13 protein-coding genes are annotated in these 11890 nt (G+C 69.0%); 7 read left to right on the top strand and 6 right to left on the bottom strand.

The window, feature by feature from the left end; translation table 11 throughout:
- Window positions 1-3: 3 nt before the first annotated feature.
- The 4 genes from ACT009_RS00740 to mutM form a co-directional block, all read right to left on the bottom strand.
- Complete coding sequence (locus ACT009_RS00740) at window positions 4-234, bottom strand: hypothetical protein (protein WP_445192504.1); 231 nt, start codon at window positions 232-234, stop codon at window positions 4-6.
- Window positions 235-283: 49 nt separating this feature from the next.
- On the bottom strand, window positions 284-1675 hold the full coding sequence (gene dnaA, locus ACT009_RS00735) for a chromosomal replication initiator protein DnaA (RefSeq protein WP_445193961.1): 1392 nt from the start codon (window positions 1673-1675) through the stop codon (window positions 284-286).
- 433 nt (window positions 1676-2108) lie between these two features.
- Window positions 2109-2372, bottom strand: coding sequence for a 30S ribosomal protein S20 (gene rpsT, locus ACT009_RS00730; protein ID WP_445192503.1), 264 nt, complete (start codon window positions 2370-2372; stop codon window positions 2109-2111).
- Between the two features lie 97 nt (window positions 2373-2469).
- The gene (gene mutM, locus ACT009_RS00725) at window positions 2470-3285 is read right to left on the bottom strand and encodes a bifunctional DNA-formamidopyrimidine glycosylase/DNA-(apurinic or apyrimidinic site) lyase (RefSeq protein WP_445192502.1); all 816 of its coding nucleotides are present in this window, start codon (window positions 3283-3285) and stop codon (window positions 2470-2472) included.
- Window positions 3286-3340: 55 nt separating this feature from the next.
- On the opposite strand from mutM, the gene ACT009_RS00720 reads away from it, so the two are divergent.
- The 7 genes from ACT009_RS00720 to ACT009_RS00690 are packed head-to-tail and all read left to right on the top strand — an operon-like array spanning window position 3341 to window position 9574.
- Window positions 3341-4072 carry a class I SAM-dependent methyltransferase gene (locus tag ACT009_RS00720; protein ID WP_445192501.1) on the top strand — a complete coding sequence of 244 codons (732 nt, stop codon included), beginning with the start codon at window positions 3341-3343 and terminating at the stop codon, window positions 4070-4072.
- Window positions 4073-4079: 7 nt separating this feature from the next.
- The gene (gene ubiB / locus ACT009_RS00715) at window positions 4080-5615 is read left to right on the top strand and encodes a 2-polyprenylphenol 6-hydroxylase (RefSeq protein WP_445192500.1); all 1536 of its coding nucleotides are present in this window, start codon (window positions 4080-4082) and stop codon (window positions 5613-5615) included.
- Window positions 5616-5624: 9 nt separating this feature from the next.
- Window positions 5625-6743 carry a hypothetical protein gene (locus tag ACT009_RS00710; protein ID WP_445192499.1) on the top strand — a complete coding sequence of 373 codons (1119 nt, stop codon included), beginning with the start codon at window positions 5625-5627 and terminating at the stop codon, window positions 6741-6743.
- Entirely contained in the window at window positions 6740-7927 is a 1188-nt protein-coding gene (coaBC, locus tag ACT009_RS00705; protein ID WP_445192498.1) for a bifunctional phosphopantothenoylcysteine decarboxylase/phosphopantothenate--cysteine ligase CoaBC, read from the top strand. Before ACT009_RS00710 ends, coaBC begins: the two co-directional genes overlap by 4 nt.
- Entirely contained in the window at window positions 7924-8367 is a 444-nt protein-coding gene (gene dut / locus ACT009_RS00700) for a dUTP diphosphatase (RefSeq protein ID WP_445192497.1), read from the top strand. Before coaBC ends, dut begins: the two co-directional genes overlap by 4 nt.
- Entirely contained in the window at window positions 8364-8786 is a 423-nt protein-coding gene (locus ACT009_RS00695) for a hypothetical protein (protein ID WP_445192496.1), read from the top strand. The genes dut and ACT009_RS00695 overlap by 4 nt, the downstream gene beginning before the upstream one ends.
- Window positions 8783-9574 carry a HesA/MoeB/ThiF family protein gene (locus ACT009_RS00690; RefSeq protein ID WP_445192495.1) on the top strand — a complete coding sequence of 264 codons (792 nt, stop codon included), beginning with the start codon at window positions 8783-8785 and terminating at the stop codon, window positions 9572-9574. The genes ACT009_RS00695 and ACT009_RS00690 overlap by 4 nt, the downstream gene beginning before the upstream one ends.
- Here ACT009_RS00690 and ACT009_RS00685 read toward each other — a convergent pair.
- Window positions 9571-10830, bottom strand: coding sequence for a glycosyltransferase (locus ACT009_RS00685; RefSeq protein ID WP_445192494.1), 1260 nt, complete (start codon window positions 10828-10830; stop codon window positions 9571-9573). The two genes, ACT009_RS00690 and ACT009_RS00685, sit on opposite strands and share 4 nt — an antisense overlap.
- Before the next feature lie 52 nt (window positions 10831-10882).
- Window positions 10883-11887, bottom strand: a complete 1005-nt coding sequence (locus tag ACT009_RS00680; RefSeq protein WP_445192493.1) for an SDR family NAD(P)-dependent oxidoreductase — start codon at window positions 11885-11887, stop codon at window positions 10883-10885.
- Window positions 11888-11890: the final 3 nt, after the last annotated feature.

Raw genomic sequence — 11890 nt, 5'->3', positions numbered from 1 at the left:
CGCTCACCGCGCCCCTTCCTTCCGGGCGCTCTCGATCATCCCGCGCGCGATCTGGCGCACCCGTTCGTCGTCCTTGGTGTCGTCCCGCGCCGGATCGCCGAGATGATCCAGGCTCTGCTCCATGAAGTCGAGCAGCCCCGGGTGCCGGTCCTCGACATATTCGATCAGCTTGAAGAGCAGATGCTCCGTGGCGATCTCGCGCTGGCGGGTGTTCACGGTGTCGTCGTTGGTCATCATGGTCTCCGGATTGCACCCGGACCAACGTGTCACCCGCGCGAACGGTTCAGGCCTCGAGCTCGCGCATCAGCGAACGCACCGCGGTATCGATGTCGCCGTCGGTGTCGCGCAGCTCCTCGATCCGCCGCACCGCGTGGATCACGGTCGAATGATCGCGCCCGCCGAATTTGCGCCCGATCTCCGGCAGCGAGCGCGTCGTCAGCCGCTTGGCGAGGTACATCGCGATCTGCCGCGGCCGCGCCACCGCCCGTGCCCGCCGCGCGGACACCAGGTCGAGCGGCTTGAGGTCGAAATGCGACGACACCAGCTTCTGGATCTCGTCGATCGTCACCCGCCGCTGCGCCCCGCGCAACACGTCGCCGAGCGTCGCGACCGCGAAGTCGAGGTCGATCGTCTCGCCGGTCAGCTGCGCATAGGCGACGACACGGTTGAGCGCGCCCTCCAGCTCGCGAATGTTGGCGTGGATCCGCGCGGCGAGCAGCTCGAGCACCGGCGCCGGCACCGAAGCCTCGGGCATGTCGGCGAGCTTGCGGTCGAGGATCGCACGGCGCAGCGACAGGTCGGGTGCCTTGATGTCCGCGACCAGCCCCATCGATAGCCGACCCACGATCCGCGATTCGACCCCGTCGAGCGCCTGCGGGCACCGATCGGCGCTGATCACCAGCCGTCGGCCGCCGCCGATGATCTCGTTGACGGTGTGGAAGAACTCTTCCTGCGTCGCGTCCTTGCCCGCGATGAACTGGAGGTCGTCGATCAGCAGCAGGTCGGCCGAACGCAGCCGCTGCTTGAACGCGAACGTGTCCCTGCCGCGCATCGCCGCGACGAAATCGTACATGAACCGCTCGGCGGACATGCACAGTACCGTGGCGTCGGGATGCGTCGCCAGGAACGCGTGCGCGATCCCGTGCATCAGGTGGGTCTTGCCCTGACCGGTGCCGCTGTGGAGGAACAATGGGCTGAACCGCGGCACGCCGGGCTCGGCGAGCGCGCGCGCTGCGTTGTAGGCGACCCGGTTCGACGCATCGACGACGAAGCGGTCGAAGGTGAAGCGCGGATCGAGGATCGGCTGCTCGCTCGCCGAGCGCGTCGCAGCGGCGGCGGGCACCGCATCCGCCACCGGCGCGGTCATCACCGGCACCTGCCCCGGCGTGCGGGTCTCGATCGTGACGCTGCGGACCTGTGGCAGCAGCGAGCGGAACTCCAGGTTCAGGCGATCGGCATAATGGTTGCGGACCCAGTTGGTCATGAACGCCGACGGCAGCGCGAGCCGGATCGAATCCGCGTCGGCGCCGCCGGTCTCCTCCTCGATCAGCTCGATCGGCTTCAGCCACTGGTCGAACAGCCGCGCCCCGGCGGATTCGCGCAGGTTGGTGCGCACCCGAGTCCAGGCCCGTGCGGCCTCGCTCGTCTGCGTCGGTCCTCCCTGCCAATTCCCCACGCGCACACCTCTCCTATGGCCCGCACGAGCGTTCGTGCGATACCGCTGCAACTCGACGGAAAATATCCCCCCGTTCGGCCGATCGGCCGTCCGGCATTTCCTGCCTGGTCATGAAGCGGACCGGTGGTCACCGCCGCTGCGAGGTGCGATCTATGCGCCTGCGGATGAGTCGAGCAAGAGCGCGACCTGTCACATTTCCTAAATAATCCGGATTGACTCGGTTTCGCCCGCAGTTTTGCGTCGGATATTTAACAAGCTGCTGAATCTACTTGGGAAATTAGGAGAGGGAGCAATCCACGACTTGATCGTCGGTCCGCGAATCGCGGTGAATCCTACGTTTCTGTTTTCGTTCCCGTCAGCGACGCCGGGCAACGAAAAACCCGCCGGATTCGCATCCGGCGGGCTCGAAAACGCTAACCTAACGTGCGCTGGATCAAGCGATCCCGGACAACGCCTTGGTAAGGCGGGCGAACTTGCGGCTCGCGGTGTTCTTGTGGAGCACGCCCTTGGCGACGCCGCGCGCCAGCTCGGGCTGGACCTGCTGCAGCGCGGCGGTGGCAGCTGCCTTGTCGCCGGATGCCAGGGCGGCCTCGACGCGCTTGACGAAGGTGCGGATGCGACCGACGCGGGCGCCGTTCACTTCGGCGCGACGCTCGTTGCGACGGATACGCTTCTTGGCTTGCGGCGTGTTCGCCATGTTCGGTCCTCGTAGATTCTGTTCGATGAAAAAGGGGCGCCGGGAACACCCTACGCCCTCTCGAAGGTGCGCCCCTTAGCGAGAGGCGCGCGGCGGGTCAACCGCGCTGGCAACCGGGACACCAGAATGTCGAGCGTCCGTTCTCGGTCCGGCGCCGCACCACGCCGCCGCAATGGCAGGGTTCGCCCTCGCGTCCATAGACCAGGAACTGCTTGGAGAAATAGCCGAGCTCGCCATCGGGCCGCGCATAGTCGCGCAGCGTCGATCCGCCCGCCTCGATCGCCGCCAGCAACACCTCGCGCACCGCGCTCGCCAGCCGTTCCAGCCGAAACAGCGCGATCCGGCCTGCCGCGCGCGACGGCGCGATCCGCGCGAGGTGCAGCGCCTCGCAGACATAGATGTTGCCCAGTCCCGCAACGATCCGCTGGTCGAGCAGCATTGCCTTGATCGGCGCGCTCCGTCCCGCGAGCTCGGCGAGCAGGTGCTCGCCGGTGAAGTCGGGCCCGAGCGGCTCCGGCCCCATTGCCGCGAACGGCGGATAGACGGCGATCGATTCGCTCGGCCACAGATCGAGGAAGCCGAACCGCCGCGGGTCGTTGAGCGCCAGCGACCGCCCCTCCCCCGTCTCGATCAGCAGATGGTCGTGTGCCAGCAGCTCGCCGGGATCGACCCGCCACCGCCCCGACATGCCGAGATGGAAGACCAGCGTGTCGCCGCGATCGGTGAGGATCATGCCGTATTTGCCGCGTCGCTCCAGCGTCGTCACCGTCGCGCCGGTCAGCCGCTGGCGCAGGTCGACCGGGATCGCCTTGCGCAGGTCTGCACGGCGCGGCTCGACCTTGGTCAGGCGCTGGCCGCTCAGGACGGGGGCGAGCCCGCGGATCGTGGTTTCGACTTCGGGTAATTCGGGCACCGTCACCAGCTAGGTTGCGTTTGCCGCCGCCACAAGCACTGGCTAGAGCGGGCGGATGAGCGATACCGTTTCCTTCGGCTACGAAGATATTCCCGCGACCGAAAAGACCGCCCGCGTCGGCGGCGTGTTCACCAACGTCGCCCGCCGCTACGATCTGATGAACGACGCGATGTCGGGCGGCATGCACCGGCTGTGGAAGGACCGCTTCGTGCGCCGGGTCCAGCCGCGGACGGGCGAACAGATCCTCGACATGGCCGGCGGCACCGGCGACATCGCCTTCCGGCTCGCCGCATCCGGCGCGTCGGTGACGGTGGCGGACATCAATCCGGCGATGCTCGACGTCGGCATGGAACGCGCGGCGAAACGTGGCATCGCCGGCCTCGTCTGGAGCGAGGCGAATGCCGAGACGCTGACCTTCCCCGATCGCTTCTTCGACGCCTACACGATCGCGTTCGGCATCCGGAACGTCACCGACATCCCGAAGGCATTGCGCGAGGCGCACCGCGTGCTGCGCCGCGGCGGCCGCTTCTTCTGCCTGGAATTCTCGACCACATTGTGGCCCGGCTTCCGCGAGATCTACGACGCCTATTCTCACAGGATGGTGCCCAAGCTCGGCCAACTGCTCGCCCAGGATTCGGAAAGCTACCGCTACCTGATCGAATCGATCCGCCGCTTTCCCGACATGCCGAGCTTCGAACGGATGATCGGCGAGGCCGGATTCGTCCGCACCAAGGTCGAACCGCTGCTCGGCGGCCTCGTCGCGATCCATAGCGGCTGGAAGATTTGACCCGCTGGTGACCGCCCCCATCGTTCATGTCTGGCGGCTCCTGCGCTGGGGCCGGATCCTGGCGCGGCACGGCGCGCTGCGCGGGATCGAGCGCGATCCGAACACGCCCGCCCCGGTCCGCCGCCTCGCCCGGGTCGCGCGGTTCGGTGCGCGGGTGCCCGCGGTGCCGCGCTATGCCGATGCGTTCCAGGCGATCGGGCCCGCCGCGATCAAGCTCGGACAGACCCTCGCCACCCGTCCCGATTTGGTCGGCGATGTCGCCGCGCATGATCTGCTGCGGCTACAGGATGCGCTGCCCCCGGTGCCGTACGAGACGATCCACGCTGCGATCGAGGCGAGCCTGGGCCGACCGACGAGCGACTTTTTCACTCGGATCGAACAGATCCCGGTCGGCGCCGCGTCGATCGCGCAGGTCCACCGCGCGATCACCACCGACGGTCGCCAGGTCGCGGTGAAGGTGCTGCGCCCCGGCGTCGAGGCCGATTTCACCCGTGCCATCGCGACCTACCAATGGGCCGCCGCGCAATTGGAGGCGATGAGCGTCGAAGCGCGGCGGCTGCGTCCCCGATTGACGATCGAGACGTTCAAGCGCTGGACCACCCGCGAGCTGAACTTCCGGCGCGAGGCGGCATCCGCCTCCGAACTCGCCGAGGCCATGACCGCGGAGCCCGATTTCCGCGTCCCCGCGATCGACTGGCAGCGCTCCACCGCCAAGGTGCTGACGATGGAATGGATCGACGGCATCAAACTGTCCGATCGCCCCGCGCTCGTCGCCGCGGGCTATGACCTCCCCAAGCTCGCCGAGACGCTGATCCGCGCCTTCCTGCGCCAGGCGATCGCGGAGGGGTTCTTCCACGCCGACATGCACCAGGGCAATCTGTTCGCATTGCCCGGCAACCGCATCGCCGCGATCGATTTCGGGATCATGGGCCGGATCGATCGCCGCGCACGCGTCTGGCTCGCCGAGATCCTCTACGGGCTGATCACCGGCAACTACAAGCGCGTGGCGGAGATCCATTTCGAAGCGGGCTACGTCCCCTCGCACCACAATGTCGCCGAGTTCGCGACCGCCCTTCGCGCGGTGGGCGAGCCGATGCGCGGCCTGCCGGTTAAGGACATGTCGATCGGAATGATGCTCGACGGGCTGTTCTCGATCACGCGCGATTTCGACATGGTCACCCAGCCGCATCTGCTGCTGCTGCAGAAGACGATGGTGATGGTGGAGGGGGTCGCCACCGCGCTCGATCCCGACATCAACCTATGGGATTCGGCGGCGCCGTTCGTCCGCGAATGGATCCGCACCGAGCTGGGACCCGAGGCGGCGCTCGCCGACCGGCTGATCGCCGACGTCCGCACCCTGGTTGGCATTCCCGAGCTGATCCGCCGGATCGAGGCGCGGTACCCCGCGCCCGGCGGCGAGCCCCCCGCTCCGCCGCTCGCCGAGATCGAGGTGATCCGCATCGGCGGCGGCTGGCGCTATGCGGTAGTGGCGGTGCTGACCGCGGCAGCGAGCGTCGCGGCCACCTTGCTGGTGCTGCGGTAGGCACAGGCGATGCGCCGCCCTCCGTCTCCCCTGTGGCTCGCGCAGCCCTCTCGCTTCGCCACCCTGTCCGCGTCGCGCGCGCGCGCGGCGCTCGCGCTGCTGGTGCTGTTGCTTGCCACGACGCTGCTCGCGCTCGGCACGCCGGGTCCGCCGCCGGTCAGCGGCGATCCCGCCAATCGCGCCGAGGACCAGTCCGACGTCGTGCTCTACGAGACGATCGTCGAGGGGGTTCGCCACGGCGGCAGCTATTATCCGGTTACCGCCGACGCGCTGCGCGCGGGCAACTACCCGCTCCGCCCGTTCGTCACCTTCCGCCTGCCGACCCTCGCGATGGTGCAGGCAGCGCTTCCGGCCTTCGTGACGACCGCGCTGCTCTACCTCCTTGCCGCCGCCACCGCCCTCGCCTGGTTCGCGCGACTGCGGGAGGCGTTCGCGCGACCGCCGCCGGTGATCGCGGCGATGGCGCTGCTGGCGGGCGGGATGATGGCGTTCGTCCAGCCCGATCTCGTCGCCTTTCACGAGGTCTGGGCGGGGCTGTTCGTCGCGCTGTCGCTGGCGGTCCGCCGGCCGGGCCGCTGGATGCCCGCAGTGGCGTTCGGGCTGGTCGCGGTGCTCGTCCGCGAGACCGCGGGGCTCTATCTGGCGCTGATGGCCGCGATCGCCTGGATCGAGGGCGACCGCCGCGAGGCGCTCGGTTGGGCGGCGGCGATCGGCGTCCTGGCGCTGGCGGTCGGGCTCCACGCGCACGCGGTGGCACAGGTGGTCCGCCCGCTCGATCCGGCATCGCCGGGGTGGAGCGGGCTGCTCGGCTTCGGCTTCTTCGTGCGCACGATGACGATCTCGACCGCGCTCGGCCTCGCCCCGCTCTGGCTCGCCGCGCCGCTGGTCGGGCTGGCGCTGTTCGGCTGGGCGGCGTGGCGCGATCCGCTGGGACTGCGCGTTCTCGCCATAACGGCGGGCTATGCGTTGGTGCTGGCCCTGTTCGGCCGCACCGACACCTTCTATTGGGGATTGCTGGTGGCGCCGACCCTGCTGGTAGGCCTCGCCTTTGCTCTAGACGGCGTGCGCGATCTCGTCGTCGGCGCGCTCGATCGGCGACGGATCACGGTGACGAGGATGGTTCGATGAAGCGCATCCTGTTGATCGTTGGCGGCGGTATCGCCGCCTACAAGGCGTCCGAGCTGGTCCGGCTGCTGCGCAAGCGCGGCCACGCGGTCCGCTGCGTCCTCACCGAAGGCGGCGCGCACTTCGTCACCCCGATGACCCTCGCCGCGCTCAGCGAGGACAAGGTCTACACCACGCTGTGGGACCTGAAGGACGAGAGCGAGATGGGCCATATCCAGCTCAGCCGGGAGGCCGATCTCGTCGTCGTCGCCCCCGCCACCGCGGATCTGATCGCGAAGATGGCGGCAGGGCTCGCAGGCGATCTCGCGACCACCGTCCTGCTCGCGACCGACAAGCGCGTGATCGTCGCGCCCGCGATGAACGTCCGCATGTGGCACCATCCCGCGACCGTCCGCAACGTCGCCCAGCTCCAGGCCGACGGCATCACCGTGCTCGATCCCGACGAGGGCGCGATGGCGTGCGGCGAATACGGCAAGGGCCGCCTCCCCGAACCCGAGGCGATCGCCGCCGCGATCGACAAGGCGCTCCTCGGCCCCGGCAGCGGACCGCTTCACGGCCGCCACGTCCTCGTCACCGCCGGCCCGACCCACGAGCCGATCGACCCGGTCCGCTTCATCGCCAACCGCTCGTCGGGCCGCCAGGGTTTCGCGATCGCCGCCGCCGCCGCCGCCGCGGGTGCGCGGGTCACGCTGGTCGCGGGGCCGGTCGATCTCGCCACCCCCGCCGGAGTCGACCGCGTCGATGTCGTCACCGCCGCCGACATGGCGCGCGCGGTCGATGCTGCGCTGCCCGCCGATGTCGGCGTGATGGTCGCTGCGGTCGCCGACTGGCGCGTCGCCGCCGCCCCGCAGAAGCTCAAGAAAGGCGACGCACCGCCAATCCTCGCGCTCGCCGAGAACATCGACATCCTCGCCACCGTCGCGCGCAGCCCAGCACGCCCACGGTTGCTGATCGGCTTCGCGGCCGAGACCGAGCACGTGATCGAACACGCCAGCGCCAAGCGCACCCGCAAGGGCGCCGACTGGATCGTCGCCAACGACGTCTCGGGCGACGTGTTCGGTGGCGACGCCAACACCGTCCACATCGCCACCGCGCACGGGGTCGAATCCTGGGATCGCCTGCCCAAGGCGGCGGTCGCCGCCAAGCTGGTGGAGCGGATCGCCCGGACGCTGGAGCAGGACCGATGACCGATATCCGCATCGCGCTGATGCGCCTGCCGCACGGCGCCGGGTTGCCCCTCCCCGCCTACGCCACCGCGGGCGCCGCGGGCATGGACGTCGTCGCCGCGGAAGACGTGACGCTCGCACCCGGCGCGCGTCACGCGGTCGCGACCGGCTTCGCGATCGCGATCCCGCCGGGGTACGAGGTCCAGGTCCGGCCCCGCTCCGGCCTCGCGCTGAAACACGGCATCACCTGCCTCAACACCCCCGGCACGATCGATTCGGACTATCGCGGCGAGGTGAAAGTGATCCTCGCCAATCTAGGCGGCGAGCCGTTCGCGGTGGTCCGCGGGGAACGCATCGCTCAGCTCGTGCCGGCACCGGTCCAGCGTGCTATGCTCGACGAGGTCGACTCGCTCGACGATACCGCGCGCGGCAGCGGAGGGTTTGGATCCACCGGACGATGATCACGGCCTGGCTCATGATCGCGGTGCAGCTGCCCGCACCGCCACCGCCCGCCCTCCCGCCGGCGGCGGCGACCACGCCGATGCCGTCGAATTGGGCCGCGTTGCCGCTGTTCCCTCGGCCGCTGCGCACCGACGGCTTCCACGTCTCGGCCTTCGTGCAGAGCGAGGTGGCGGCGGGCCGATGCCGGGTCGAGCCCGATGCCGCCGGCGTGTCGCGGCTCGACGTGCCGGTCGCGATCCTGGTCGGCGCGGGCGGCGTGATCCGTCAGGTCGTTCCGCAGGCGATCGACTGCCCGACCGTCGAACAATTCACCGTCGGCTTCGTGTCGACGCTGGCACGCGGCGCCACCGTGGCCGACCACGAGCGGCTGAGGGCGGGCTGGTATCGCCTGCCGGTCACCTACCAATGGCAGGGATGACCCTCGGCGCCGACGAACTCGCGCGCTACGCCCGTCACATTGTCCTGAAGGAGATCGGCGGCGACGGTCAGCGGCGGATCGGCGCGGCGCGGGTCGCGATCGTCGGCGCGGGCGGGCTCGGCTCGCCCGCGATCCAGTATCTCGCCGCGGCCGGCGTCGGGCGGCTGGTGCTGATCGACGACGATGTGGTCGACCGCTCCAATCTCCAGCGACAGACGATCTTCGCCACCGACGATGTCGGCACCGCCAAGGTGATCGCCGCGTCCGCAGCAGCGGTGCGGATCAACCCACACGTCGCGATCGACGCACACCGCCGCCGCATCGACGCCGGCAACGCGGCCACGCTGCTCGCCGGTGCCGACGTCGTCCTGGACGGCTGCGACAATTTCCAGACCCGCCTGGCGGTCGCCGACGCCGCCCTGGCGCTCCGCATCCCCCTGGTCTCCGCCGCGGTCGGCCAGTTCGAAGGCCAGCTCGCGGTGTACCGCGGCTGGCAACCCAACAAGCCCTGCTATCGCTGCTTCGTCGGCACAGACCCCGATCAGGCCGCGAATAGCTGCGCCGAAGACGGCATTCTGGGTCCGGTCACCGGCATCCTCGGCAGCCTCGCCGCGCTCGAGGTGTTGCGCGCGATCGTCCCGTTCGGCGACGACAGCGCGGGCAAGCTGCTGCTGGTCGATGCACTCGCGCTACGCTTCCGGACGTTGGCATTGCCGAAGGATCCTGGGTGTGCGGCGTGTGGGGCCAAATCGAAGGAAGAGCCTCTCCGCCGGGCACAACGCCCCTAAACGGTCGCCGCCTTGATCAGATCCGACCGGTGCCTGAACACGCCGGTGTCGGTCATATGATGCCCCGACCTCGCCGCCTGGCCCATCAGCGCCGCCAGCTCTTGCCGGTTTCCACAGAGCGCGATCAATGCTGCCGCCAGTGTCGCCGGATCGCCCTCGGTCAGCACCCCCCCGCCATCTTCGGCGATCAGATCGCGCGAATAATCCGTGCCATAGCCGACGATCGGCGTTCCCGAGATCAGCGCCTCGATCAGGCACCGCGGCGATTCGGGGGTCTTGTGGCAGAACAGGAAGATGTCGGCCTCTCGGATATGCCGCATCATCGCATCGCGATCCTTCAGCGCCCCCGCGAAGTCGACGCGCTGGTCCAGCCCCGCAGCCGCAACCGCCGACCGCGCCATCTCCAGTTCCGGCCCATCGCCATACCAGGTGGCGGTGAAATCGATCGTCGCGTTCGCCAGAAGCGCCAGCGTCGCGATCCAGTCGGACACCCCCTTGTCGGCGTGCGCCCGGCCCGCATAGACGATCCGATATCGCGTGCCGGTCCGACGTTGCTTTCGCGCCAGCTCCTCGGGATCGATCCGCGCCGTCTCCGACAGATGGATGTTGTGCACGATGTGCGACGCGGGATTGAACTGCGCATAGGCGGCGTAGCAATCGGCGCCGTGGAACAACCCGACCGCGGCCCGCGAGATCACCAAGCGCTCGTAATGCTTCATCGCGAACGCGACACCGGTCCAGTAGAGCCGCTTCGCCCCCGTCGATCGGCTAGCATGGAACGCGGTCACCGCCGATTCGACCCGGTCGGTCCAGACGCTGAACTTGCGCTTCTTCTTCGCCGCCCGCAGCGCCGCGACTGCTGCCCAGTCGCCGAACAGACCACCGATCGCGAACGACAGGTGCGTCGCCCGGTCGATCAGCCGGTCGAGCCGCGCCGCGGTCGCTGGCAGCGCCGTCATGAAGCCGCCGAGATGCCGCCGGTTCGGCAACGCCTCGATCGTCACGCGCCCGCTGAACCCCGCCTCGTCGAGCGGCACCGCATCCGCCGGCGCCGACTCGACCTCCAGCAGCGGCAGGCAGTAGATGATCCGGTCGAAATTATCGAGCCAGCGACAGATGCCGTTGCGCGCCTGCGCATCGATCATCCGGGCGCCGCGAACGCTGTAGAGCGGCAGCGGCAAGACCAGCATCAGCGTGGTCGGCGCTTCACCGCCCTGGGGATCGCGTGGCGACGGCGCCGCCATGGCATTGTTCATCGCAGATTGGCTCCAGAGCCGCCGGACGCCGACAGAAGGCGTCCGGTGCCCGTTATTTGTATTTGCCGTGCGTGCTCTTGAACCATTCGACGAAACGCGGAATGCCGACGTCGATCGTGGTCGAGGCGCGATAGCCGAGATCGCGCTCGATCGCACTGGTGTCGGCATAGGTCGCGACGACGTCGCCGGGCTGCATCGGCATCATCTCGCGCACCGCCGGCCGTCCGCATGCCGCCTCGATCAGATCGACGAAGCGCCCCAGTTCCTCGGCGCGGTTGTTGCCGATGTTGTAGATCGCGTGCGGCGACACGCTGCCCCCCGCCTTCTGCGACCGGTCGTCGGCAGGCGGGTGGTCGAGCGCGGCGACGATGCCGTTCACGATATCGTCGATATAGGTGAAGTCGCGCTGCATGGCGCCGCCGTTGAAGACCTTGATCGGCCGCCCCTCGAGAATCGCGCTGGTGAACAGCCACGGCGCCATGTCGGGGCGACCCCACGGCCCGTAGACCGTGAAGAAGCGCAGTCCCGTCATCGGCGTCCGATACAGATGCGCGTAGCTCTCGCTCATCAACTCGTCGGCCTTCTTGGTGGCGGCATAAAGCGAGACGGGGTGATCGACCCGGTCCTCGACCCGGAACGGCAGTTCCTTGTTGCCGCCATACACTGACGACGACGACGCATAGACGAGATGTGCGGTCTTCCGCGTGCGTGCGAGCTCGAGGATGTTGAGGTGGCCGAGTAGATTGGCGCGCGCATAGGCCCGCGGGTTCTCGATCGAATAGCGCACCCCCGCCTGTGCCGCGAGGTGCACGATCCCGTCGATCTCGGCCCCGGCCAGCGCCTCCTCCAGCGCCGCCTCGTCGGCGATGTCCACCTGGACGAAGCGGACGCGGTCGCCGTGGTCGCGCGCCAGCGCGGCCAGCCGGTCATGCTTCAGCTGGACCGGATAATAGGCGTTGAGGTCGTCGATCCCGACGACGTCCTCGCCCCGCGACGCCAGCGCGTGCGCGAGATGGTAGCCGATGAACCCGGCCATGCCGGTGATGAGGATCGTCATCCG

It is taken from the genome of Sphingomonas sp. Tas61C01, assembly GCF_052567495.1.
This window is presented reverse-complemented; position numbering and strand designations above follow the sequence as displayed.

Bases quoted from the DNA above. Each gene is read 5' to 3' on its own strand.
- ACT009_RS00740 (WP_445192504.1), bottom strand. From the start codon at position 234: ATGACCAACGACGACACCGTGAACACCCGCCAGCGCGAGATCGCCACG.
- rpsT (WP_445192503.1), bottom strand. From the start codon at position 2,372: ATGGCGAACACGCCGCAAGCCAAGAAGCGTATCCGTCGCAACGAGCGT.
- ACT009_RS00720 (WP_445192501.1), top strand. From the start codon at position 3,341: ATGAGCGATACCGTTTCCTTCGGCTACGAAGATATTCCCGCGACCGAA.
- ACT009_RS00710 (WP_445192499.1), top strand. From the start codon at position 5,625: ATGCGCCGCCCTCCGTCTCCCCTGTGGCTCGCGCAGCCCTCTCGCTTC.
- coaBC (WP_445192498.1), top strand. From the start codon at position 6,740: ATGAAGCGCATCCTGTTGATCGTTGGCGGCGGTATCGCCGCCTACAAG.
- dut (WP_445192497.1), top strand. From the start codon at position 7,924: ATGACCGATATCCGCATCGCGCTGATGCGCCTGCCGCACGGCGCCGGG.
- ACT009_RS00695 (WP_445192496.1), top strand. From the start codon at position 8,364: ATGATCACGGCCTGGCTCATGATCGCGGTGCAGCTGCCCGCACCGCCA.
- ACT009_RS00690 (WP_445192495.1), top strand. From the start codon at position 8,783: ATGACCCTCGGCGCCGACGAACTCGCGCGCTACGCCCGTCACATTGTC.
- ACT009_RS00685 (WP_445192494.1), bottom strand. From the start codon at position 10,830: ATGAACAATGCCATGGCGGCGCCGTCGCCACGCGATCCCCAGGGCGGT.
- ACT009_RS00680 (WP_445192493.1), bottom strand. From the start codon at position 11,887: ATGACGATCCTCATCACCGGCATGGCCGGGTTCATCGGCTACCATCTC.